Source organism: Pseudomonas sp. F007, from assembly GCF_057814275.1.
Window position 1 is genome coordinate 322020 of record NZ_JBVATA010000008.1, and the last position, 22827, is coordinate 344846.

General features: G+C 63.4%; 19 protein-coding genes. 4 read left to right on the forward strand and 15 right to left on the reverse strand.

Features of this window, described 5'->3' with window-relative positions:
• Window positions 1-159: 159 nt before the first annotated feature.
• From ACZYR5_RS21635 to ACZYR5_RS21645, 3 genes are all read right to left on the reverse strand, one after another.
• Window positions 160-834 (reverse strand): DUF3313 domain-containing protein, encoded by a 675-nt coding sequence (locus tag ACZYR5_RS21635; RefSeq protein ID WP_489091471.1) that lies wholly within the window; start codon window positions 832-834, stop codon window positions 160-162.
• A 62-nt stretch (window positions 835-896) separates the two neighbouring features.
• Entirely contained in the window at window positions 897-2174 is a 1278-nt protein-coding gene (locus tag ACZYR5_RS21640; protein ID WP_489091472.1) for an OmpP1/FadL family transporter, read from the reverse strand.
• A gap of 150 nt (window positions 2175-2324) precedes the next feature.
• Window positions 2325-2753 carry a hypothetical protein gene (locus ACZYR5_RS21645; protein WP_489091473.1) on the reverse strand — a complete coding sequence of 143 codons (429 nt, stop codon included), beginning with the start codon at window positions 2751-2753 and terminating at the stop codon, window positions 2325-2327.
• A gap of 326 nt (window positions 2754-3079) precedes the next feature.
• Here ACZYR5_RS21645 and ACZYR5_RS21650 point away from each other — a divergent pair, with 326 nt between their 5' ends.
• Window positions 3080-5308: an LTA synthase family protein gene (locus tag ACZYR5_RS21650; protein ID WP_489091474.1), complete on the forward strand. Its 2229-nt coding sequence runs from the start codon at window positions 3080-3082 to the stop codon at window positions 5306-5308.
• A 4-nt stretch (window positions 5309-5312) separates the two neighbouring features.
• On the opposite strand, the gene ACZYR5_RS21655 is transcribed toward ACZYR5_RS21650, so the two are convergent.
• From ACZYR5_RS21655 to ACZYR5_RS21675, 5 genes are all read right to left on the reverse strand, one after another.
• A complete protein-coding gene (locus ACZYR5_RS21655) occupies window positions 5313-6830 on the reverse strand; it encodes an amidase (RefSeq protein WP_489091475.1) in 1518 nt (505 codons plus the stop codon).
• Between the two features lie 57 nt (window positions 6831-6887).
• The gene (gene nthB / locus ACZYR5_RS21660) at window positions 6888-7520 is read right to left on the reverse strand and encodes a nitrile hydratase subunit beta (protein ID WP_489091476.1); all 633 of its coding nucleotides are present in this window, start codon (window positions 7518-7520) and stop codon (window positions 6888-6890) included.
• Entirely contained in the window at window positions 7520-8128 is a 609-nt protein-coding gene (nthA, locus tag ACZYR5_RS21665) for a nitrile hydratase subunit alpha (RefSeq protein WP_489091477.1), read from the reverse strand. The genes nthB and nthA overlap by 1 nt, the downstream gene beginning before the upstream one ends.
• Before the next feature lie 22 nt (window positions 8129-8150).
• Entirely contained in the window at window positions 8151-9191 is a 1041-nt protein-coding gene (locus ACZYR5_RS21670) for a phenylacetaldoxime dehydratase family protein (RefSeq protein ID WP_489091478.1), read from the reverse strand.
• 61 nt (window positions 9192-9252) lie between these two features.
• On the reverse strand, window positions 9253-10065 hold the full coding sequence (locus ACZYR5_RS21675) for a transporter (RefSeq protein ID WP_489091580.1): 813 nt from the start codon (window positions 10063-10065) through the stop codon (window positions 9253-9255).
• 408 nt (window positions 10066-10473) lie between these two features.
• Here ACZYR5_RS21675 and ACZYR5_RS21680 point away from each other — a divergent pair, with 408 nt between their 5' ends.
• Window positions 10474-11514 carry a helix-turn-helix domain-containing protein gene (locus tag ACZYR5_RS21680; RefSeq protein WP_489091479.1) on the forward strand — a complete coding sequence of 347 codons (1041 nt, stop codon included), beginning with the start codon at window positions 10474-10476 and terminating at the stop codon, window positions 11512-11514.
• Here the strand turns inward: ACZYR5_RS21680 and ACZYR5_RS21685 are convergent.
• The 4 genes from ACZYR5_RS21685 to ACZYR5_RS21700 all read right to left on the reverse strand — a co-directional run bounded on the left by ACZYR5_RS21685 (window position 11482) and on the right by ACZYR5_RS21700 (window position 16173).
• Window positions 11482-11928 (reverse strand): NUDIX hydrolase, encoded by a 447-nt coding sequence (locus ACZYR5_RS21685; protein ID WP_489091480.1) that lies wholly within the window; start codon window positions 11926-11928, stop codon window positions 11482-11484. The genes ACZYR5_RS21680 and ACZYR5_RS21685 overlap by 33 nt on opposite strands.
• Window positions 11929-12168: 240 nt before the next feature.
• A complete protein-coding gene (locus ACZYR5_RS21690) occupies window positions 12169-14586 on the reverse strand; it encodes a TonB-dependent siderophore receptor (protein ID WP_489091481.1) in 2418 nt (805 codons plus the stop codon).
• Window positions 14587-14686: 100 nt separating this feature from the next.
• On the reverse strand, window positions 14687-15655 hold the full coding sequence (locus tag ACZYR5_RS21695) for a FecR domain-containing protein (RefSeq protein ID WP_489091581.1): 969 nt from the start codon (window positions 15653-15655) through the stop codon (window positions 14687-14689).
• A complete protein-coding gene (locus ACZYR5_RS21700) occupies window positions 15652-16173 on the reverse strand; it encodes a sigma-70 family RNA polymerase sigma factor (protein ID WP_489091482.1) in 522 nt (173 codons plus the stop codon). Before ACZYR5_RS21700 ends, ACZYR5_RS21695 begins: the two co-directional genes overlap by 4 nt.
• A gap of 230 nt (window positions 16174-16403) precedes the next feature.
• Here ACZYR5_RS21700 and ACZYR5_RS21705 point away from each other — a divergent pair, with 230 nt between their 5' ends.
• Window positions 16404-17972 carry a GGDEF domain-containing protein gene (locus tag ACZYR5_RS21705; RefSeq protein ID WP_489091483.1) on the forward strand — a complete coding sequence of 523 codons (1569 nt, stop codon included), beginning with the start codon at window positions 16404-16406 and terminating at the stop codon, window positions 17970-17972.
• Window positions 17973-17978: 6 nt separating this feature from the next.
• On the opposite strand, the gene ACZYR5_RS21710 is transcribed toward ACZYR5_RS21705, so the two are convergent.
• From ACZYR5_RS21710 to ACZYR5_RS21720, 3 genes are all read right to left on the reverse strand, one after another.
• Window positions 17979-18878: a bile acid:sodium symporter family protein gene (locus ACZYR5_RS21710; protein ID WP_489091484.1), complete on the reverse strand. Its 900-nt coding sequence runs from the start codon at window positions 18876-18878 to the stop codon at window positions 17979-17981.
• A 143-nt stretch (window positions 18879-19021) separates the two neighbouring features.
• Window positions 19022-19225 carry a hypothetical protein gene (locus tag ACZYR5_RS21715; RefSeq protein WP_489091485.1) on the reverse strand — a complete coding sequence of 68 codons (204 nt, stop codon included), beginning with the start codon at window positions 19223-19225 and terminating at the stop codon, window positions 19022-19024.
• Between the two features lie 127 nt (window positions 19226-19352).
• On the reverse strand, window positions 19353-20393 hold the full coding sequence (locus ACZYR5_RS21720) for a LacI family DNA-binding transcriptional regulator (RefSeq protein ID WP_489091486.1): 1041 nt from the start codon (window positions 20391-20393) through the stop codon (window positions 19353-19355).
• Between the two features lie 206 nt (window positions 20394-20599).
• On the opposite strand from ACZYR5_RS21720, the gene ACZYR5_RS21725 reads away from it, so the two are divergent.
• Complete coding sequence (locus tag ACZYR5_RS21725) at window positions 20600-22825, forward strand: TonB-dependent receptor (RefSeq protein ID WP_489091487.1); 2226 nt, start codon at window positions 20600-20602, stop codon at window positions 22823-22825.
• The last annotated feature ends 2 nt before the right edge of the window (window positions 22826-22827 follow it).

A 22827-nucleotide genomic window follows, 5' to 3' on the forward strand; every position in this document is an offset into this window, starting at 1 on the left:
ACCTCTCACGACCCGCCGGGGGCGGTCGTGGTAAAGGTGGTCGAGGTCACGCGGGCTTGATTCATGGGTTTGACAGTAGCGTCCGGCTGGCGCGAAGGCAAGCGCGGTTATGCTCAAATGCCAGCACCCCTCGGCAGGGCGCTGGCATTCATGCAGGGCTTATCGAATAAACGTCTGCAAGTCGCTGTTGAGCTTGGCGATCGCCGCCTTGAAGTCGTTGGCGGTGATTTTCTGGCTGGAGTTTTCCAGGGTTTTGCCGAACAGTTTGCGCACGACCCGAACCACGGTCTGGTTGGTCCGCGCATCCACCAGTTCAGCCTCGATGAACAGCGTGGTGTCCTGGTCGCGGTGACCGGTTGCAGCACTGGTGGCGCCCACTACGGCAGCGATGGGGACCACTTCGTACCACTTCATGCCTTCGTTGGCGGCGCTGACGCCGGTAATTGCCGCACGCAGGTTGAGCACCTTGGCGCCGGCGGGAGCCGACTGGGCGTTGGGCACGATGCGGTACTTGGTACCCAGCGTGGCCTTGGCACCGTTGGACATGTAGTTCTGCAGGTCAGTCAGGGTCTGGCGGTTGACGCGCTCATCGGGCTTGGGCGCCGGGTAGAACTCCAGCTTGTTGAAGGCCACGGTGTCATAGGCATTCGGGTTCCACGACGGGCTGACCCAGCGCAGGGCGGTGTCACCGCTAGGGGTAGTCACTTCCTCCATGTTGTTGTAGTTGGACAGGAATCCGGAGTACTGGTCCTTCTCGGTGATTTTTGAGGTGCAACCGCCTAACAAAAGGGTGGTCAGTGCGGCGCCGAAAATCAGTTTTCGTGACAAGCTCATAGCGTTTGACTCCATGTTTTTAATTGCCTTTGTTCAGGGTTCAAGGGTAAGGGGTGGGGGCGTCAGAAGCGCCAGGTCATGTTGCCGGTCACGGCTTGAATCCAGGCGCTGTCGAATTGTCCCGAAATTCGATCGCCCGACAGGGATTTGCTCTGGTCTACCGGCATGTCACCGAGCCAGACCATGGCCCAGCTGAGGTTGATGTCGGTGTCTTTGTTCAAGGCGTAGGTGGCACCGGTTTCAAGGCGCCAGGCCTCGGCCATCGGCACCACGACTGAGCGATTGCTGTCGGAAACGGCGCTGCTGTCATAAGCCACGCCGACATTCCACAGCCACTGCTCGGTGGCCTGGTATTGCGCGCCGAGGGCCAGTTGCCAGGTGTCCTTGTAGTGGGCATCCACAGTGGTCGAGCGTGCACCGGCAGTGGCGGTGTCAACCTCGACGCCGACTTCGCCGAATTCCGACCAGTCCTGCCAATTCACCGAGGCCAGCAGCGCCCATTGCCGGTCGAGTTGCTGGAACAGGCTCAGGGTGAGGGTCTGCGGGACTTGCATCGACAGTTGGGTGTCGAGGCCGTCGAGGCGACTCAGCACCGCACCATTGCCCTTCACGTCGAGATTGTCCTTGAAGTCGAGGTCGACCTTGCTGGTGTAGGCCAGGCCAATCCGCGTACCGGGTTGCGGGGCGTAGATCACCCCGACGTTGGCGCCGTAGCCCCAGTCGCTGTCCTTGTATTTGTACTGGCCGTCGCCGCGATCGAGCAGGCCGAGCGGCGAGCGGTCGATCGCCGCCTGGGTCTGGAGCATGCCGTACATGGCCTTGACGCCGACGCCCACCGACCACTGATCGTCGAAGCGATAGGCCACGCTGGGCACCAGGGACAGCCCGGCGATGCTGGAATTCTGCGCGAAGTAACGCCCCGACCAGTCGTTGTCGTAGTTGACCGCCAGGCCGAAGTCGCCATAGGAGCCGAAGCCGACACTCCAGTTGTCGTCGAGTTGATGGCTGATGAAAAAGCTCGCGCTAGGGATCGGATCGAGAGCGTTGCCGCTGTTGCTGCCGGCGACGTTGCTGTTGCCGTCGCGGTTGAAGCCGAGGTCTCCATACAGCACCTGCAGGCCACCGGTGATCTGCGTCCCCGGCAGGTAGCTCAGGCCGGCCGGGTTGCTGGCGATGGTGGAAGGGCCCTGTGCACGTGCGGCGGCGCCTGCATTGGCCAGGCCGGTGTTGTCGGTGCCGATCTCATAGAGCATGAGGCCGCCGGCATGGGCTTGCTGGGCAGCCGCCAGCGACAGCAGGGTCAGGCTCACAAACGAGACATGCGGACGGCCAAAAAGCATGAAGACTCCTTCCTTTCAGGTTTCATGACGCTGCTGATTCGAAATAGCGCTACTGGAGGATTAGCGTAGGTAGCTATATCGAATTATCCAGTAATGTATTGAATTTTCGTGACCGAACCTTGTCACCCGTCAACGGCTTTGCCGGTGGAATCAGCGGTAACGTATGACAATCGCCTTGAGCTTGCGCCCCTCGATCTGTTGCGCATCCCGCGCCCACAGCGGGCCGTTGACGTAGATGCCAACCGGCTGGATGCGGTCATACACCACCACCGCCGCGTCGCCGCCGATCTTCGCCGCTTCTTCGCGCAGCTTCTGTTCGACATCGGTAATCGGTGGCGCCGGGTCGACGCTGGCGTCGATCAGCACCTCGCCCAGGCGAATGTGCGGGCGCAGCGGCTCACTGCGCAAGACCTGGACATTCGCCGCCAGGGTTGGTGCCGGATGGGGCACGCCGACGTAGGCGGTGGTTTGCGCATCGATGCCGGTACAGGCGCTCAACGCCAGCAGCGTGGCACCCAGTGCCGTGGCACAGAGCGAGGCTTTGACGCGGGTGATCAGCGGCAGCGCTGGGGTCGACATGCTGGAGTCCCTCGCAGGGTTGATAGCGATCGTGTGCATTGCTGACGTTAGCAGAGCTTGGGATTTTTTCAGCCCGGGTGGCCCACGGCGTGCGAAGGATTATTCAGCGGCGACATTAAACAGCCTGAAACAACTTGCTGCGGACTTGGGGAAGGGTTTTACGGACTTCTCTTACAGCGCTCTAACCCAGGGTTTGCGGACAATCAGCCGATAAATCGCTGCGCATGTCCCTGGGATCAACCACTTCAATCGCGACAGCCCCTGAGTTTAAGGGGGCCTTTGTGTGTATCCCTTGGTAACATCGAGCACATCTATATGAAGATTTAATGTCTGGAAGCCTTTTTGTGAAGATTATTCGTCACTGGTTGCAGCGACCACGTGCGCGCCTCGTTGCCCTGATCGGCCTGGTGTTGGTGGTTCCGCTGTGCCTGCGCGCGGCCCTGGGGTGGTCGGACCCCATGGGCTATCTCTCGGACCTGGGCATTGGCAGCCTGCTGGTGCTGGTGCTGCATCGCCGTCCCCTGTGGCTGAGCTTGCCGCTGTTGCTGGTCTGGGGCCTGTTCAATATCGCCACCGCCGAGTTGGTCAGCGCTGTTGGCCGCCTGCCGAACGCCGCCGACCTCAATTACCTGGTCGATCCGCAATTCCTCGAAAAGTCCACCAGCGGCAGTTTTGCCCAGCCGTGGCTGGCGGCATCGCTGGTGCTGGCGCTGCTGGTGTGGCTGGCGACCCAGTGGCTGGGCCGCGCCACGCCGCAGCCGCGCCTGCCGCGCAGTGCCTGGGCCGCGCCTGTGCTGCTGTTGACCGCCCACTGGGGCGCGCAGTACCTGCACCCGAGCGAAGCCGATCAATGGCGCCAGTTCAACCTGCCGCACCAACTGCTGGCCGCCGCCATCGGCGATCTGCAGATGCGTGGCGAGGAATGGCTGGAAGGCGACCAGGTAGAGGTGCCGCCACAAATGGCCGGCCTGACCCAGCTCGACCTTGACGGCGAAAAACTCCTGGCCGCACCGGGCCGTGCGCGCAACGTGCTGATCATCACCCTGGAGGGGATACCCGGGGCGTATGTCGGGGTGAACCGCGAGGCCCTGCACAGCAGTTATCAGGAAAACCTCATGCCCAACCTCAGCCGTTGGGCCGAGCGCGGCATGAACACCCCGGATTACGTACTGCACAGCCACCAGACCATTCGCGGCCTGTACGCGATGCTCTGCGGCGACTACGACAAGCTCGACAACGGCACGCCCAAGGGTGTCGAGATGCTGACCCAGGCCGAACGCAACCAGGCCTGCCTGCCGGCGCAGTTGCACAAGAACGGTTTTGCCACCCATTACCTGCAGGGCGCCGGCCTGCGCTTCATGGCCAAAGACAAGATCATGCCGCACATCGGCTTCGCCGCGACCCATGGCCTGGAGTGGTTCAGCAACAACAACTACCTGGAATTCCCCTGGGGCAAGGACGACAAGGCGTTCTTCGAGGGCGCGCTGGACTATGTCAGCGGCCTGAAGCAACAGCAGCAGCCGTGGATGTTGACCCTGTTGACCGTTGGCACCCACCAGCCGTACTCGGCGCCGGAAGACTATCTGCAACGTTACGACACCGCCAAGCAGGCCGCGGTCAGCTACCTCGACGATGCGCTCGGCGCGTTCCTCGATGGCCTGGAGCGCGAAGGCGTGCTCAAGGACACACTGGTCGTGATCACCTCCGATGAATCCCATGGCATCGATGGCGTTCGCTTGGCCTCGTCCTGGGGCTTCAACCTGACCCTGGCGCCAGAGCAGGCAGAACTGCCGAAGATCAAGCACGGGGTCTACGGCCACGTCGACCTGAGCGCCTCGATCCTCGACTATTTCGCCTTGCCGGTGCCGTCCGCCCTCAGTGGCCGCTCGCTGTTCCGCGACTACACGACGGGCCGCGAAATCATGTCGTACACCAACGGCAAGCTGCGCTACCACGATGGCCAGGGCACCCTGACCGAATGCGACTTCCAGCAGCGCTGCCGCTACTACAACAGCGAGGGTTTCATTGCCGATCGCGCCAGTTTCATCGGCCAGTACGGCGGCCTGCGGGCACGCCAGATCACGGCCCGTGCCACGGCCCTGGACCGAACCCTGCTGCGCACCCCGCTGAACCAGCACTACCAGTTCGGCAGCTCGGCGATCATCCCGTTGCAGGCACAGGTCAAGGATGACTGGGCCGACAACCTGATCGGCGCGCAGTACCTGGAAATGCCCAAGGGCTCCCACACCCGGGTGCGCCTGACGGTGCGTGCGGTCGACCCGCAGGAAACCGCCTACATCCTGCTCAAGGCCAAGGAAATGGAGCAGGACGTGCCTCTGGGCCTGCCGGAAGAAATGGTCGTGACCGGCGACCAGCCGCTGCAGATGGACTTCAGCTTCGACAACCCCGAATCGCGCAAGGCGTTCTCCTTCCACCTGCTCGGTTACGGCGTGGGGGCCATTGAAGTCAGTGACTTCACGGTGATCACCGAGGACCCGAGCCAGCCGGAAGTGCTGGACGACTTGCCCGATGAGGGCATTGTGCATTCGAGTTGAGCGACTAACGCTGCCGCCAGTCCGTGGCCTGTTCGAAGGCTCGGGCTGCGCGGTAGATGTCCGCCTCGGCAAAGTGTCGACCCACCAGTTGCAGACCCACAGGCAGGCCATTGCTCAAGGCACAGGGCAGGGACATGGCCGGGTGTCCACTGACATCAAAGCCGCAGGTATTGGCGAGCATCTCGAAACTGCGCCCAAGGTGGTCGGCCAATGGCGCATCCGCCGGCGGCAGCGGGGTCGCTTTTAGCGGCAGGGTCGGCAATAGCAGCAGGTCGTGGGTGGCCAGGACCTGGTCATAGGCCTGGCGCAATTGCCGCCCCAGGTTCTGCGCCTTGCCGTAGTAAGTCCCGTGGTAGCGACCGCTGATGTACTCGCCGAGGATCATCGTGGTCTTCACGGTTTCGGGCAACTCGTCGACCCGTTCGCGCCACCGGGCGTGGTGTTCCATCATGTCGGTCAGGTACAGGCCGCGCCAGTTGAAGCCATGGCTATTGCCTTGCATCATCTGCCAGGTGGCGCCCTCGGCGGCGATCGCCAGCCAGATGGCCGGTCCGAGCAAGTGCAGGGGGATCGACACCTCATCGATGATCGCGCCCTGGGCCTGCAGGACCTCACAGGCCGCCAGCACTGCCTGATCGACATCGGCCTCGGTGTTGGGGTGGGCAAAACCTTCCTTGAGCAGGGCAATGCGCATGCCTTCAACACCCCGCGTTAACCCCTCGGTATAGGGGGCAGTGCGGGTTCCCGCGAGCTGGCGCGGGTCCAACCCATCGACTCCGGCCATGGCCTCGAGCATCAGCACATTGTCGCGCACGTTGCGGGTGATCGGCCCGAGGTGATCGAGGGTGCTTTCGATCGGCATGGCACCGGTATAGGGCACCAGGCCGTGGGTCGGTTTCATGCCGTAGACGCCGCAGAACGAAGCCGGGATCCGCACCGATCCGCCCTGGTCGCTGCCCACCGCCAGGTCGACCTCGCCGGCGGCCACCAGCGCCGCGCAGCCTGACGACGAACCACCGGCCGAGTAGCCCTGGCGCAGCGGATTGTGTACCGGGCCGCTGGCAGCGGTATGGGAGCCACCGGAGAAGCACAGGGCTTCGCAGACGGCCTTGCCGACCACACTGGCGCCGGCGTCCAGCAGGCGGCTGACCACCGTGGCATCGACCGCTGGCCGATAACCGTCGAGGGTAAAGGAACCGTTGAGCATCGGCAGGCCGGCGACCGCGATGTTGTCCTTGATCACCAGGCTTTTGCCCGCCAGCGCACCCTCTGGATTGCCCGGGATATGGGTCTGGCACTGCCAGGCGCCAAGGCGATTCTGCGCGGCACTGGGGATCTGCGCCGGCGAATGCGGCCGGTTCAGCGGCGGGAGGAAATCCGCTTGCTGGTCCAGCAGGTCATAGGCGTCGAAATTGGCTTGCAGGACTGCGTGATAATCCGCCAGTTGCGTGGGCGTCAGGCTGATGCCAAGGCGCTTGGCGATGACGTCGAGTTCTTTGTGGTTGGGTCGAATGACAGACATGGTGTCTCCTCGTGATTAAAAAGCGCTCGCCATAGCGAGCGCGGGCACTCACCCGGCTCAGTCCTCGAGCAGGTAGCCGCCAAACAGGTCCACCACCACGGTGCCGGCGTCGGCGGCGTCGCCCCACAGTTCCTGGGTGGTAAAGAGCACGTGATAGGTCGCCTCATCGGCGCTGGGCATGCCGTGGCCGACAGCGTCGGGAAACGGCCAGCGATGACCTGTGCGATGGACCACCACGCCGTACTTGCCGCGCACGTATCCCGGCGCACGAATGTGCCCCTGGATGTGTTCATCGGTCACCCGCACCCGCTGGCCGACCTCGAAGGGTTCTGCCGGAGGGCGGGCAGCCCGGCCGGGACCGATCTTCAATGCCAGCGGGTAGGGCGCTGCCGCCAGTTCTTCGAGGCGCTGCTGGCTGAGCGCGCCTTTCTCGACGAACAGCGACGCGACCCCGGTGACGATCCGATCGTAGTAGCTGGAGTTGAGGTATTGCCGCGGCTCCAGCCGTTCGATGGCGTGGCGCAGTTCGTCGACATTGAACAGGCCAAGCTCTGCCGCACCGAGGAATAGCAGGCTGTAGCCCAGGTGTTCCCAGTCTTCATGGAACACCGGCTGGTAGCTCAGGGAGTTGGCCCGGTGCTGTACCGGGCCGAAACCCTGGACACCGCCCAGGTCATGGATGCCGTCCATTATTGCGCTCCTGCGTGTGGGGTTGCGGGGGGGGGCGGGCGGGCGATGCCGATCAGTACATCCTTGGTCACCAGTGCGGCGAGCTGTTCCTCGCTCCAGCCATCAGTGCCGGCGGGGCGAAACGGCAGGACCATGTAGCGGGTTTCGGCGCTGGTATCCCAGACGCGGATTTCGACGTCGAGCGGCAGGTCCAGGCCCATCTCGCGCAGGACCGTGCGCGACTCCCGGACCACCCGGGCGCGATATTCGAAGCTTTTGTACCAGTCCGGCGGCAGCCCGAGGACCGGCCAGGCCGTGCAGGAGCACAGGGTGCAGACGATGACGTTCTGCAGGTTCGGGGTGTTTTCCAGAGCGACGATGTACTCGCCCTGGACGCCGGTGTAGCCAAACTGCGCGCAGGCGGCGGTGCCGTCCCTGAGCAGCAGTTCGCGGTACTGCGGGTCGACCCAGGCGCGGGCGACCACTCGTGCGCCATTGGCCGGGTCGAATTCGGTTTGCATGACCTGGGTGAAGTGCTCGACGTAGCCCGGGGGAATCAGTTGCTGTTCCTCGAGCGCCTGTTTCAGGGCAACCGCGCGGACCGCGGCAGTGGTGGAATGGGGGTTCATGATCATCTCCTCAAGACGGTTGTCAGCCACGACGCAGCAGGCCGGTCGCAGGGTGGCAATTGATGTATTCGTAGCGTTGGTCCTCGGCGCGCAGCACGCTGACCTCGTGATAGCCCTTCCACTTCAACTCGCCGCCCAGGGTCTGGACGATCTTCATGAAGGTGCCGAAGATCTCGATGTGCGTCGGATGGGATTCCGACCAGCGCTCCAGATGCGCCAGGGAGCGCCAGTGGCTGACCGAGAAGGTTTTCTCCAGGCGTTGGCCGGCGGCATCCAGGTGCTGCATGTAGCGATTGCTGTAACAGCCCACGGGCAGGCCGTCGTCGCGCAAGAACTGCATACCGGCGCGCAACGCCGGCTCCATCTGGTTCAGGTACAGGTCACGCTCGGTGCCTTCGGTTTCGCTCCAGTCCTGGCCCGAACGGATCACCACCAGATTCTCGTGGCCCTGGATCAGCTCGCGGCGGTTGCTCGACTGGCTGTGCAGTTGACCACTGGGAACCATGGCATCGGTCTGGGACAGCGGAATGCGATCGCGCATCGAGCCCCAGTAACCGTGCTCCTGAATCTCGTCGCTGCGTGAACCCATGACCCGCCCGATACCCTCCAGGTCGTTGGGCATGGCGTAGAAGGTTTCGAAGCGCTCGACCCCCGGGCTGAGGATTTCCCGGAAGTAGCCCAGGCCATCGCTGCCCAGGGCTTCGTCGTCCCACCAGCGCGCGACCGGCTTGCTGGCTTGCCAGCGCAGGAACGCCTGCGGGTTGTCCCAGTAGGCGATGGCGATCATGTTGTCGTAGCCGGCGGCATCGACGTAGTGGGTCAGGTCATGATGCCCCGGCCCGTCCTCCAGGCTCAGTTGCTGGACGATGCTGCGCAGGGCCTTGCAGGCGGCACTCAACTGCTGCTCGCCCCTGGACTGCACGCCGAAATAGCCCATCACCACTTGCTCGACCGCGGCGTCGGCGCGACCGACCCAGCCGGGGTAGGGCGGGGTGTAGTCAGCTTCAATGCGACGGTCGCGCAGGCGGGGGCACATCAGGTGTTTATCAATCGCGGATTCCATGGCTGTTCTCTTGTTGTTGGACGGATGGACAGTGGCTGTCGGTGGGCCGTGGCAGGTCGGGTCAGAACACCCGGGCGTACCGCAGGTTCATGCGAAAGTCTTCCTTGGGGCCGTTGTCCACCGTCAGGTCGCGGCCGAGTTGCAGCTGCAGTTGGTCCTGGGGCGTGACGAACTTGGTGGCGGTCAGGCGCAGGTTGGTCGAGCGCATGGCGTCATCGCGCTCGGCCCCGTCAACCTCGGTTTCGCCGCCCCAGAGGTGGCCCAGGCCGACGGCGAACGCGGTGGCGGGATCGGGCATGTAGCGCGTCATGATCTGGGCGCTGTAGGAGGTCTTTTGCTTGAGCACGGCGGAGCTGGGGCCGTAGGCGTCGTTGTCGCCATACCAGATCGCATCGGCCACCAGGTCCACGGCCCATTTGTCGTAGAAATGCTTGATGTAGGCGCCCTGGAAGTCGACCTTCCAGCGATTCTCGCCGAGGTTCAGCGCATCGTTCTTGTCGTAGCTGCCACTGGGCACGTAGAGATAGGCGTTGGCGCTGAGGGTGTCGCGGGCACTGTTGAGCAGCAGCTTGATCGGCGCGGTGAGGATCAGGTCGCCGACGCCGCTGGTGTCGCCGAGGGCCGAGGCGCTGCCATTGCCATCCACCTGGCCGAACGGCAGGAGGAACTGCGGGTCAATGGTCACCGAGTCGCTGAGTTGATAGACGTGGAGCAGTCGCAGGATGCCGATGTCGCTGGTCAGATTGAAGTCGCGGGCGGCCTGGTGGCCGTCGCTGCGCAGGGAATCGGTGGTTGCATGCTGGTAATAGACGGCGCCGATCGTTGCGTCTATTGGGTACTGCTCGTAATCACCGGGTGCCACTTCCACCGCCATGGTGGAAAAGGACGTGCCGATCAGGGTCAGCCCGAACCAGAGGGTCTGCTTGTGTTGCACTAGCCACGTTTTGATCGTGCTCATGGTCTGTCGCCTATGTTGGATTGTCCCTTCGCTGGGGAACATTCAAGGGGCCTGTCCCTGGAGGTCGCTGCGCGCCGATGCCGTTCGGCGCTGGCTCAAGGATGCGACGCCGGCGCCTTGGCTTCTTGGCTGTGGCGGAAGCAAAACTTTTCTCAGGCGGCCCTTTGATCGCCGGTACTGGCAAGGAGGGCGGGGAGTGCGTTAATAAGTGGGTTATGGCGATCCGAGCGGATGGGGCGTTCGGGACCTTTGCGGTGCAGGGCCCAGGGAAGTGCCTGGCAGGTGGTTGGACTGGGGCATGAAAACAACAAGAGGGCTTTGCGCATGGGCAATCAGTGGCGGCAGGACGATGTCGGCGCGAAGGCGTCAACGGTCAACTGGGCAAGTGAAAACATCGATGTCGCGACCGAAACCGGTTCGGTGTCCGAGCGCGTGGATTACTGGCGGGAGATGATTCTGCGGATGTTCGCCGACGTCGAGATCGGCGCCACGCTCAATCCCGGGTTCTTTGGCAAGGTCAGGTCGCAGAAGTGCGAGTTGCTGCGCATCAGCGATGTCAGTGCAGCGGCGCAGGCGGTCAATCGGCGCCACCTGCAACCGCGCTCGCGAGACGAAGACAAGTATTTTGCGGTGTTGATGCTGGCCGGCACCGAATGCCTGGAGCAGGACGGCAACCGGGGCATCATCAAGCCCGGCGAGTTCGCCATCTACGACGCGACCCGCCCGCACCAATTACAGTTTGCCGAGGACTGGCGGCAGATCATCGTCAGTGTCCCGCGTGCCGGTCTCAACCAGTTGGTGGTGGGCATGGAAAGCCGGGTGGCGACCCGGGTCTCGATGGATAACCCGGTGGGCCGGGTGCTGCGCATGTTCCTCGAGAGCGTGACGGCCCAGATCAACCAGTTCTCCGCGGCCGAGATGGTCAAGCTGTCCGAGTCGGCTACCAACCTGATTGCCTTGACCCTGGGCAACCTGCAAACCCTGGATGCCGAGCATTCGCGCAGCCAGGCGCTGACGCTGATGCGGGTCAAGGTGTTCGTCAACGACAACCTGCGTGATCCCAGTCTCAACGCCCAGCAGGTCGCCCTGGCCACCGGCCTGTCGGCGCGCTACATCAACAAGTTGTTCGAGCACGAGGGCTCCTCGTTGATGCGCTACCTGCTGCGCCGGCGCCTGGAGCGCTGCAGCAGCGAACTGTTGAACCCGGCCAGCGCCAGGCTGCGTATTTCCGATATCGCCTTTCGCTGGGGTTTCAACGACCTGTCGCACTTCAGCCGAGTGTTTCGTGACTGCTACGGGCAGTCGCCGAGAGACTGGCGAGGGGCGAATGTGTCAGGCCAACAACCCGGCACTCTGCAGGAGTGACTGCAACCCTTGCGGCACCAGCGGCGACTCATCGGTGAAACTTGAACCGTCCTGCCAGGTAGCCCGGAACGGCGCGCCGTTGCTTTCGTGGCCGTCGAGGTGCGCCTGTTCATAGCGGGTTGGGTCGCTGAATTGGCCATCGTAGACCATGACAATCTCGTGGCCCGGTTTGTCGTTGTAGACGAACAGGCTCTCGAGGGTGCCGAGCAGGTGCAGGTTGTCGATGGGCAGGTCCAGTTCCTCGTGGATCTCGCGGACGATGGCCTGGGCACTGGTCTCGCCAAACTCAATCCCGCCGCCCGACGGCCGGTACATGCAGCATCCGGTGACCGGGTCGTCAAAGCGATTGACCAGGATCTTGCCCTGGTGATGGAACACACACAGCGCGAGCGCGCGGATGCGGGGAGGGGTCATGGGGGCAGTCCTTTTGCGAGAGGGCGCGCATGATACATGAGCTGATCTGCTTGATGCGGTGTTGCTGATGGCCCCTTCGCTGGCAAGCCAGCTCCTACTGTGGGATTGTGGCGATCACACATCCTGTCATGCATGCAAAACCCTGTAGGAGCTGGCTTGTCGGGCCGCCGCATCGCAGCGAAGAAGCTGATGCGGTGTTGCTGATGGCCCCTTCGCTGGCAAGCCAGCTCCTACAGTGGGTCAGTATTGCGCGCGCAAGGTCAGGGTCAGGTTGCGCGGGTCGCCGTAGAAGTTGGTGCCCCAGGACGCATCCACGCGGTCGTAGTACTTGCGGTCGAACAGGTTGTTGGCGGTCAGGGTCGAGGACAGGTTTTCGTTGAAGCGGTAGCCGACCTGGGCCGTGGCGACGGCGAAGCCTCCTTGTTCGAAGCGTACTTCGCGTTGGTAGTAGGTATCGCTGACAACCCGCACGCCGCCGCCGACGTTGAAGTCCTTGAGCGGGCCGTCGGTGAAGTCGTACCGGGTCCACAGGTTGAAGTTGTGCCGTGGGGTGATGGTGCTGAAGGTCTGGCCTTGGGTGCCGTCATCGGCCTTGAGCATCTTGGTGGCGGTGTAGGCGTAGCCGGTGACGATGCTCCAGTTGTCGCTGAGGTTGCCGCTCAACTCGGTTTCCCAGCCTTCGCTGCGGGCCTTGCCCTGGGCCATGTAGGAGGCGGTGCTGTTGTTGTACTCGGCACGGTTCTCATCGTAGATGCGGAACACCGCCACGCTGGCATTCAGGCGCCCGTCGAAAAACTCGCGCTTGAGGCCGATTTCATACTGCTTGCCCTTGCGCGGACCGATTGGCTCATTGTCCGAACCGATCTCGCTCTGCGGCTTGAACACCCCGGTGTAGCTGGCATAGGCCGACAGCTCTGGCGTCAGCTTGGCGATCAGCGCGCCGTACGGCACTACCTTGCGGTTGATGCTGGTGTGGGCCTCGCCGAAGTCGTTGAAGAACGGGTTGGCCTTTTTCGCGTCGCTCTCGTACCAGGTCACCCGGCTGCCGCCGATCACGTCCAGCCAGTCGGTGACGTTGAACTTGGCGCGGGTGTAGAGCCCGTATTGATCGGACTTGGACCAGTTGCCGTTGTTCTGTTCGTAGTTCTGCTTGGGGATATCGATGCTACCCGGATCGAAGACGTTGATCGGGAAGTAGTCGCCGCCGCCGTAAGTGAAGTCCTTGTCCAGGTGCTGGTACTCGGCACCGAGGGTGAATTCGTGGTTGCGGTCCATGGCTTCGAAGGGGGTGGTGACGAAGCTGTCGACGCCGATGGTCTTGATGTGGGTGTAGTAGTTGTAGGCCACCGCCCAGCTATCGCCGTTCTCTTCGACTGCACCGTCAGCCCAGGTGAAATTGCGCTGCGGGGTCTCGGCGTCGCGGTAGGTCAGGGTGGTCTTGAACTGGCCGCCGTTGTCCAGGGCGTGGTCGACTTCGGCGAAGGTTTCCCAGACTTTTTCGTTGAGCTCGTTCCATTTGGCATCGACGAAGGTCGAGCGCGGCACGTCGAGCAGGTTACCGTTGGCGTAGGCCGGCAAGCCGAAGGCCGGGGTCGAATGGTTCTGCTGATAGGCGCCGCCGACCGACAGGGTGGTGGCCGGGTCGAGGTCGAACTCCAGGCGCCCGTAAGCCATCGGCCGTTCGTTCTGCGCATGGTCGACGAAGGATTGGTTGTTCTCGTACGCGGTGATGAAGCGCCCGCGCACGTTGCCCTGGTCGTTCAACGGGCCGGTGACGTCCACCGAGGAACGGTAGTGATCGTAGGAACCGGCGGCCAGTTCGCCGCCGAGGGCAAACGTGTTCAACGCGCGTTTGCGCACCACGTTGATCGTGCCGCCGGGTTCGCCGGCGCCCTGGTACAGGCCTGAAGGGCCGCGCAGGACTTCGATGCGGTCGTACATCGCCAGGTCGAAACTGGTGGCCATGTCGCCCTGGCCGGTGGGTTGCGAGACGCCGTCGACCTGCACCTGATCGACCAGGAAGCCGCGCATGTACACGTCATTCAGGCTGGATCCGGAGTTGTAGGTCTTGATCGTCACCCCGGTGACCTGGCGCATGGCGTCCTGCAGGCTGTTCATGTTCTGGTCGTCCATGCGCTGGCGGGTGACCACCGACACCGACTGCGGGATGTCCTTGAGCTTGATGTTGCCCTTGCCGATGCTCACTTCATCAGTGGTGTAGGAGTGGGTGCCCTCGGTGGTCACGCCCAGACCCTGGCCGGTGATGGCGGTCGGCGCCAGTTGCAGGGCGTCGGCGTTGGCCGAGCGCATCAGGGTGTAGCTGGCGTCGGCGCGTTGCTGCAGGTCCAAGCCGGTGCCGCTGAGCAGGCGGGTCAGGGCTTCCAGGGGCGAGTAGCTGCCGCTCAGTCCCGGGCTTTGTTGGCCGTCGGTCAGGCTCGGATCGAAGGACAGGGCGATATGGCTTTCGGCGGCGAAGCGCGAGAGTGTCTGCCCGAGGTTGCCGGACGGGATCTGGTAGCTGCGTTGTTGGCTGTTGCTCAGCGCCTGCGGCTGTGCTGCCCAGGCCTGGGCGCAGGCGCCGCTGCACAACAGGCCAAAGAGTGCGTAGGCGGTGCGACGGAACGGTGGAGTGGTGGCGGGAAGACGAACAACGGGCATCGAGAAGTGATCCTGTGGGCAAGGGAGAAGGGGTGTTATTCCCTTGCCAGCCGAGCGCGAAAAAAGTGTCAGGCCAATGCGAAAATATTTTTTGCGCGGGTCAAACGGGCGCGATCGTCACCCAGTAACCGCCCAGCCGTGAGGACACTTGCACCGGATATGTCTGGCCCAGCATGTTCAGCGCGCGCTGGCTGTCGTCCAGCGGAAATGCCCCGGACACCCGTATCCCGGCAACGGCCGGATCGCAGCGGACGATGCCCGGGCGATAGCGCGCCAGCTCGGCGGCGAACTCGCCCATGGGCATGCGGTCGGCCACCAGCATGCCTTCGGTCCAGGCGATGCGGCTGCTGTCGGTGCTGCTCAGGGCGCCGATTGCGCTGGCGGAAAACGCGCATTGCTGGCCGGCCATGAGCACACTTGGCGTCGCTTGCGCCCCCCCGGACAATTCGATCTGCACGCGCCCTTCAAGGACCGCCAGGCGGGTCAGGCCAGTCTCCTCGCGCACGCTGAAGACCGTGCCCAAGGCCTGCAATCGTCCCTGGGCGGTACTGACCCGCAAGGGCCGGGCGGGCACCTGGATATCGGCAGCACTGCGCAGCAGGATTTCGCCCCTGAGCAGTCGCACCAGACGCTGCCGGCCATCGAAGGCGACATCAATCGAGGTGTCGGTGTTGAGGGTCAACTGGCTGCCATCAAGCAGGGTCAGTTGCCGGCGCTGGCCAATCGGCGAATGGAAATCGGCGCTCCAGCCCTGGCGTTCGTTCAGTTGCCAGCCCAGCCAACTGGCCGGCGCCAGCGCCATGAGCGCTGCGAGACGGGCGAGCATGGCGCGGCGTTGCAGGCTGGCAGGGCGGTCGAGGCTCGCAAGCGCCAGGTCCGCGGGCAAGCCGCCGAGGCTGCCGAGCAGACGTTCCGCGCGGCGCCAGGCGCGCTCGCACTCGAGGCTGCTGGTACGCCATTGCTGCCATTGGCGCAGCTCCTCGCTACTGAGGTTGCCTTCAGCGAGGCGCATCAGCCACTCGGCGGCTTCATCGAGGATCAGCGAGTCGATCTGCGCCGGGCCACTCATTCCGGCATCAACTGCAGACACTGCAGGAAGGCCTGCTTCATGTACCGCTTGACCGTAGCCAGGGACAGCTCCAGTTGCAGCGCGATATCGTCGTATTTCATCCCGCTGATCTGCGACAGCAGGAACGCGCGCTTGACCAGCGGCGGCAAGGTGTTGAGCAGGGCATCGACTTCATGCAGGGTTTCGAGGATCAGGCAGCGCTGTTCCGGCGACGGCACCAGGGCCTCGGGCACCTGGGCCAGCGCCGCCAGGTAAGCGCGCTCCAAGGCCTGGCGCTGATACCAGTTGATCATGATGCCCTTGGCCACGCAGGTCAGGTACGCCCGAGGTTCGGCCAGGTCGGGAAGCGCCTTGGCCGCCAGCACCCGGGTGAAGGTGTCGTGCATCAGGTCCGCGGCGTCGACCCGGTTGCCCAGCTTGCGTTGCAGCCAGGCGTACAGCCAGCCTTGGTGGCCGACGTAGAGGGCTTCGACACTGCGAAGGTGCTGCTGGTGCATGGCCGCTGGGAGGTCGCTCATCGCGTCGGTTTTTTGCTAGTGAGAATTATTAGCAATTGTATCCGCGGGATATCAATCCCGGCAAGCGCGACAATTGCGGCCCGCGCGTGGCGCGCGGTTGGCTACACTCACCAGCGTTGAATCCGCTCACTCATGAACAGGCGTCTGCTTATGCTTCGAACCCCGTTGCTCAACCTCGTGACTCAGTTGCAGGCTCTTGCCCCTGGCTCGGAAGGGGCGGTGTAAGCGGTATGCCAGACAGTCTTTCAGGGAAGATAAATCTGCGTCGGCTGATCCTGCTGTTTGCTGTAGCGACGGCACTGATTACCCTCATCAACAGTTTCTACGCCGCCTACCGGGTGCAGCGAACCGTACTGGTGGAGAACGCGCTGGAGGCCAATCGGGCCTACGCGGCCAAGGTGGCCTCGAGTATTGGTGAGTACCTGCAGGCCTCGCAGCAGCAACTGGCGTACAGCGCGGTGATTCTCGGCCGGGACTTCGACAAGCCGGCGGTGCTGGATGCCGAGGTGCGCCGCCTGCGCGAACAGGACGCCGGTTTCACCAACATCGCCGTGGTCAACACCAGCGCCATGGTGCTGCGCGCCGCGCCGGACAGCCTGCAACTTGAACACACCACCCTCAACATCGATGGCGTACGTCGCGCCCTGCGTGAGCGCCGGCCGCTGGTCAGCCGTGCTTATCATTCGTCTGCGGGGGAATTGGTGGTGTTCATTTCCCAGCCGGTGCTCGACCCCTATGGGCGCTACCTGGGCTTTGTCGGCGGCGCCATCGATCTGCGCAAGGCCGGGGTGCTGCACACCCTGATCAGCAACCACTTCTATCGCGAGTCGACCCAGGCCTATGTGGTGGACAGCTCGCGTCGGCTGATCTATCACCCGGACATGCACCGGGTCGGACAAGTGATCGGCAGCAACCCGGTGGTCGACGCGGTGATCCAGGGCCAGAGTGGGGCCATGGACGCCCTCAATTCCCAGGGCGTGGAGATGCTCGCCGGCTACGCCAGCGTGCCGATGGCCAACTGGGGGGTGGTGTCGCAACGGCCCAAGGCCCAGACCCTGGAAACCCTCGACCAGTTGATGAGCCAGATGCTGCTCGGCGCAGCGCCCTTGAGCCTGATCGGCCTCCTCGCGATCTGGTGGGTCACCAACCTGATTACCCGGCCGCTCAAGCAACTGGCCGAAAGTGCCGGGCAGATGGATGCCCCGCACACCGCCGAGCGGATCAACGCGGTGCGCGCCTGGTACGTCGAGGCGCAAGCGATCAAGCAGGCGCTGCTCAAGGGCTTCGGCCAGGTCCAGGAAAAACTCGGTGGCCTCAGCCGCCAGGCGCAGACCGATCCCCTGACCGGCCTGTTGAACCGCCGGGCGATGGATCAGGCATTGGAGTCGCTGGAAGCCAAGGCGCAGGCATTTGCGGTGATCGCGCTGGATATCGATCACTTCAAACAGGTCAATGACACCTACGGCCACGACGTCGGCGATCTGGCCTTGAGCGTGGTGGCGCAGTTGATGAAGGGCTGTTCGCGGGAGGTCGACCTGGCGTGTCGGGTCGGCGGTGAAGAGTTCTTGCTGTTGCTGCCGGGGGCGTCGTTGGGCGTGGCCGGTGATGTCGCTGAGCGTTTGCGCCAGTCAGTGGCACAGACGCCGATCGACACGGTGGGGCACCTGACCATCTCCCTCGGCGTGGCGGTCTGGACGGGCAGCGGCGGCGAGATCACCGAGGTGCTCAAGCGCGCCGACGAGTTGATGTACCAGGCCAAGCAGCAGGGGCGCAATCGCAGCGTGGTGCAGCAGGTGTAGGCGCCTTTATCCGGCCAGCTCCCGTTCTTCCAGGCGCAGTTGTTGCCCATGCACACGGTTGACCCACCAGCCGAAGCCGGCGGCGGTGAAGAACATGATCAGGCTGTAGATGGCCGCCGGAATGGCCATGGTCGAGTTGTTCAGCAGGCTCGGGCTGAGGGCCAGGGCGATGGCCAGGGTGCCGTTGTGGATGCCGATTTCCATGCCGATCGCCACCGCCTGGCGTCGGGGCAGGCGCAACAGGCGTGGCACGCCATAGCCGATGGCCAGGCTCAACAGGTTGAACACCAGCGCGGCCAGGCCGACGACGGGGGCGTAGTCGACCACGGTCTGCCAGTCCTTGATGAAGGCCACGGTGACAGTGGCCACCAGGAACAGCGCCGAGACAATCTTCATCGGTTTTTCCATGCGCCCGGCGAAGGCGGGCGCCAGGTGGCGCACCAGCATGCCCAGGGCCACCGGCACCAGGACAATGGCGAACACCTGCAGCACCTTGGCAAATTGCAGGGGGATCGCCTGGTCAGCGGCCATGAAATACAGCAGCGACAGGTTCACCAGCAACGGCATGCTGAGGATCGCGATCATCGAGTTGACCGCCGTCAGCGTCACGTTCAATGCCACGTCGCCGTGGGCCAGGTGGCTGTACAGGTTGGCCGTGGTGCCGCCGGGGGAGGCGGCCAGCAGCATCAAGCCGACCGCCAGGACCGGTTCCAGCTGGAAGCCCTTGGCAATCAGGAAGCAGAAGAACGGCAGCACCAGCAACTGGCAGACCAGACCGATCAGCACCGGCTTGGGGTATTTCACCACCCGCGCAAAGTCGGCCAGGGTCAACGACAGGCCAAGGCCGAGCATGATGATGCCCAGGGCGATGGGTAGAAAGGCGGTGAGCAGGGGCGTGGCGGTCATTGTCAGTCGACTCGAGGGCAGAGAGGCTCACCAAGGTGTAGCACGCAGGCTGCACGGCGCTGCCGGCAGTTGTTACAAAATATCGCCGGATTGCCCGGGTTGTTTGCTGGGTTGGCCACCGCTTCAGGCGCAAACGCCCCTGCTTAAAAGCGCTCAGCCATGTCCGTCACCATCAACATCTGCTCGAACCGCTCGAGAAACACCGACTCGGCCCGGGTCAGTTTCTGTTCGCGGTTCCACAGCAGGTAGACGTTGATATCTTCGAATTCGACCTGCGGGAACTCAAGGTGAAACTGGGCGAGGAATTCGTCGTAGCAGCGCGACTGGATGCGGCTGATGGTCAGCATGGGGTTCTGAAGTAAGGCCCGAAACCATTCAGCCCCTGTGGGAGCGGGCTTTCCCGCAATGCAGAGTGTCAGGCGCTGCAGCGCTTGCACGTGCTGCCGCCTCAGAACCCAGTGGGAGTTGGCTTGCTCACGCACTTTCCCGCTCAATCACCTCGCACTGCAGCAGGTTCAGGCGCTGCACCTCGTCTTCGACCGGCAACACCCCCAGGCTCTGCAGGACCCGAGTCGCCGCCAGCACACCGATCTCCAGGGCCGGCGGGCGGATGCTGCTCAGGCTCGGCAGGAGCATTTCGGCGAAGGGGTAGTCGCCGAAGCCGAGCACCGCGCAGTCTTCGGGGATCTTCAGGCCGGCGCGTTGTCCTGCCAGCAAGCCGCCGGCGGCGAGGTTGTCGTTGGCGAAGATAATGGCGTCGGGTGGCGCCGCACTGTTCATCAACGCCTCCATCGCCTGTTTGCCCGCCTCGAACGGCGGTTTTCCGGTATCCGGTGCGAACACCCAGGGCTGCAGACCCAGTTCGGCAAGACAGGCGGCATAGCCGTCGCGCCGCTCCAGCGCGCTGAAGTCGCCGGTGGCGCTGTTTTGCACAAAGGCGATGCGCCGATAACCCTTGCCATGCAAATAACGGGCGGCGCTGACACCGACTTCATAGTGGGAAAAACCGATCTGCAGCGGCCCGCGCTCGGGTTGGTAGTCCCAGGTCTCGATCACCGGAATGTCGGCCTCGCTGATCATCTTCTCGGTGCCGGCGCTGTGGAAGTGGCTGGTCAGCACCAACGCCGCCGGCGACCAGCCGAGAAAGGCGCGCACCGCGTTCTCTTCCTGCTCGGTGCTGAAATAGCTCGACGCCAGCAGCAACTGGTAGCCGTGCTGGCTGAGGGTGTCGCTGAAACCCTGGATAGTGTTGGCAAAAATCGGCCCGGAGATGTTCGGAATCACCATGCCGACAATCTTGCCCCGCGCCGAGGCCAGCCCGCCGGCCACCAGATTAGGCACATAACCCAATTGCGCCACGACCGCAGCGATCCGCTCCCGGCGCTCAGGCGATACCTGCTCCGGCTGATTGAAGTAGCGCGACACGGTGATCGCCGAGACACCAGCCTGGCGGGCCACGGTATCGAGCGTGACGCGTCCGGCGCCACGGCGCTTGCGGGGTTTGTCTTGATCCAAGGCGTGCATCCTCTATAAAACCAAAAGGCATATAAAGCTAATTTATAAGTATTTGACGATCTATTAGCGGGTTGTCGATACTTGCGATGGTAGCGCTAACAAGGCGCGTTGTCTGCTACTCGCTCGAGCGAATGCCCAAGACACATACAAGGCGCTGTCGTCGTGAAACGGCAGCGGATCAGGGCACATTTTCGAGTGGTCAGACCATGCACAGATTTCCTCGCCAACCCAAGCACCTGGCGCAATCGATTCGCGCCGCCAGTTGGCTATTCGCCGGCCTCGCAGCCTTGCCCATGCCGGCTGCATTCGCTGCCGAAAGTGGCGAGCAGGAGGCCACGCTGCAAGCCGTGACGGTCACGGCCACCCGCCGCGAAGAGTCGTTGCAGAAGGTCCCGGTAGCGGTCTCGGTGATCGATGGCGAGCAACTGGAGCGCGATAGCCGCAATAGCGTGGCGACCATCGTCCAGCAAGTGCCGTCGCTGAATTTCCGCACCGGCGCCTCGAACAAAGACACCTCGTTGTTTGTCCGCGGCGTGGGCACCATTTCCACTTCGCCAGGGGTCGAGCCGACCGTGGCGACGGTGATCGATGGCGTGGTGTACGCCCGTCCCGGGCAGGCCACCCTTGATCTGATGGACCTGCAGCGGGTCGAAGTCCTGCGGGGTCCGCAGGGCACGCTGTTTGGCAAGAACGCCTCGGCCGGGGTGTTGAACATCACCAGCAAGGCGCCGACCGCCGAAACCCACGGCTACATCGACCAGTCGTATTTCAGCGGCAACGAAAGCCGCACCCGCTTCGGCCTCGGTGGCAGCCTGATTCCAGAGACCCTGAAAGGCTCGATCACCACGCTGTTCGGCAGCTACGACGGCAACGTCGATAACCAGTACAACGGCCAGGAAGTCAACGGCTACAACCGCAAGGGCGCGCGGGGCAAACTGGAATTCACGCCCAACGATGAGCTGACGTTCACCTTCATCGCCGACTACATGCAGTCCCACGACGATGCGCCCAACGGGGTGGTCAGCCAGGCGCTGACCCCGGCCTTCGCCAGTGCGCTGAACCCGGTGCGGGCCAGCAGTGATAACCGCAAGATCAACACCAACACCCGGACCCACGTCGAGGACGTCAACAAGGGCCTGTCCGGTCAACTCGACTGGCAACTCGGCGACTACACCCTGACCTCGATCACGGCGTGGCGCGGCTGGGACAACACCCAGTACCAGGATGGCGACCGCCTGGGCACCATCACTGCCGCATTCCCCGGCACCGCCGACAAAGGCGACCTGGCATTCGATCAGTACTCCCAGGAGTTGCGCCTGGCCTCGCCGAAAGGTGAGTTCCTCGAGTACGTGGGCGGCCTGTTCTATATGCACGGCAAGGACGACGAGACCTACCAGCGCACGCTGACCACGCCCACCAGCAGTAACCGCGGGATTGCCGACTACAGCACAACTAACGACAGTTACGCGGTGTTTGGCGAGAGCACCCTGAATTTCACCTCGGACTTTCGCGGGATCGCCGGCCTGCGCTTTACCCACGATGAGCTGGAATACGATCACCGTCGGGTCTCGACTTCGGCCACCACCGTCAGCGGCATCCAGCCGGCCACCAGCAGTTCCGGTTCGGTGGACGAGGACGGGTGGTCCGGGCGCCTGGGGTTGCAGTACGACCTGAGCGATTCGGTCACCAGCTACCTGACCTATTCGCGTGGCTACAAGGGGCCGGCCTATAACGTGTTTTTCAACATGCAGCCGCGCGACACCGAAGCGCTCAAGCCGGAAACCTCCAATACCTGGGAGGCGGGGATCAAGGCCACGACCTGGAACAATCGCCTGACCACCAACCTGGCGGTGTTCCACAGTGAGTACGACAACTACCAGGCGAACTTCTTCGATACTGTTGCCGGGCAAGTGGTCACGCGCCTGATCAATGCCGGCAGTGTCAGCACCGAAGGCGTGGAACTCGATTACGCCCTGCAGGCCACCCGCCAACTGAAACTCTCCGGGGCGCTGGCCTACACCCATGCGCGCATTGATCAGTTCGACTGCCCGGCCGGCGCGGCGGCCTCTTGTAATGTCGATGGCCAGCCACTGCCTTACACCCCGGACTGGAAAAGCTACGTGCGGGCCGACTACAGCATCCCGCTGGACAACGGCCTGGATATCGAACTGGGCACCGACTACAGCTGGCAGAGCGAAGTGCAGTACGACATCAGCCAGAACCCCGACACCAAACAGGGCGCCTACGGCCTGTGGAATGCCAGTGTGGCCCTGGCCGATTACAGCGAGGGCTGGCGCGTCGCACTGCTGGCGAAGAACCTCACCGATAAGTCGTACTCGCCGTTGCTGGCCAGCGGTGGCAGCTACATTTACCGCGCCGTACCCCGTGACGACGAGCGCTACTTCGGCGTGCAATTGCGCAAGGATTTCTGAGC

Coding starts and splice junctions, on each gene's coding strand:
- ACZYR5_RS21655 (WP_489091475.1), bottom strand. CDS start 6,830: ATGTCTGTCATTCGACCCAACCACAAAGAACTCGACGTCATCGCCAAG.
- ACZYR5_RS21640 (WP_489091472.1), bottom strand. CDS start 2,174: ATGCTTTTTGGCCGTCCGCATGTCTCGTTTGTGAGCCTGACCCTGCTG.
- ACZYR5_RS21670 (WP_489091478.1), bottom strand. CDS start 9,191: ATGGAATCCGCGATTGATAAACACCTGATGTGCCCCCGCCTGCGCGAC.
- ACZYR5_RS21675 (WP_489091580.1), bottom strand. CDS start 10,065: ATGGCGGTGGAAGTGGCACCCGGTGATTACGAGCAGTACCCAATAGAC.
- ACZYR5_RS21645 (WP_489091473.1), bottom strand. CDS start 2,753: ATGTCGACCCCAGCGCTGCCGCTGATCACCCGCGTCAAAGCCTCGCTC.
- ACZYR5_RS21700 (WP_489091482.1), bottom strand. CDS start 16,173: ATGAGCGACCTCCCAGCGGCCATGCACCAGCAGCACCTTCGCAGTGTC.
- nthB (WP_489091476.1), bottom strand. CDS start 7,520: ATGGACGGCATCCATGACCTGGGCGGTGTCCAGGGTTTCGGCCCGGTA.
- ACZYR5_RS21635 (WP_489091471.1), bottom strand. CDS start 834: ATGAGCTTGTCACGAAAACTGATTTTCGGCGCCGCACTGACCACCCTT.
- nthA (WP_489091477.1), bottom strand. CDS start 8,128: ATGAACCCCCATTCCACCACTGCCGCGGTCCGCGCGGTTGCCCTGAAA.
- ACZYR5_RS21650 (WP_489091474.1), top strand. CDS start 3,080: ATGTCTGGAAGCCTTTTTGTGAAGATTATTCGTCACTGGTTGCAGCGA.
- ACZYR5_RS21710 (WP_489091484.1), bottom strand. CDS start 18,878: ATGACCGCCACGCCCCTGCTCACCGCCTTTCTACCCATCGCCCTGGGC.
- ACZYR5_RS21715 (WP_489091485.1), bottom strand. CDS start 19,225: ATGCTGACCATCAGCCGCATCCAGTCGCGCTGCTACGACGAATTCCTC.
- ACZYR5_RS21690 (WP_489091481.1), bottom strand. CDS start 14,586: ATGCCCGTTGTTCGTCTTCCCGCCACCACTCCACCGTTCCGTCGCACC.
- ACZYR5_RS21725 (WP_489091487.1), top strand. CDS start 20,600: ATGCACAGATTTCCTCGCCAACCCAAGCACCTGGCGCAATCGATTCGC.
- ACZYR5_RS21695 (WP_489091581.1), bottom strand. CDS start 15,655: ATGAGTGGCCCGGCGCAGATCGACTCGCTGATCCTCGATGAAGCCGCC.
- ACZYR5_RS21705 (WP_489091483.1), top strand. CDS start 16,404: ATGCCAGACAGTCTTTCAGGGAAGATAAATCTGCGTCGGCTGATCCTG.
- ACZYR5_RS21685 (WP_489091480.1), bottom strand. CDS start 11,928: ATGACCCCTCCCCGCATCCGCGCGCTCGCGCTGTGTGTGTTCCATCAC.
- ACZYR5_RS21680 (WP_489091479.1), top strand. CDS start 10,474: ATGGGCAATCAGTGGCGGCAGGACGATGTCGGCGCGAAGGCGTCAACG.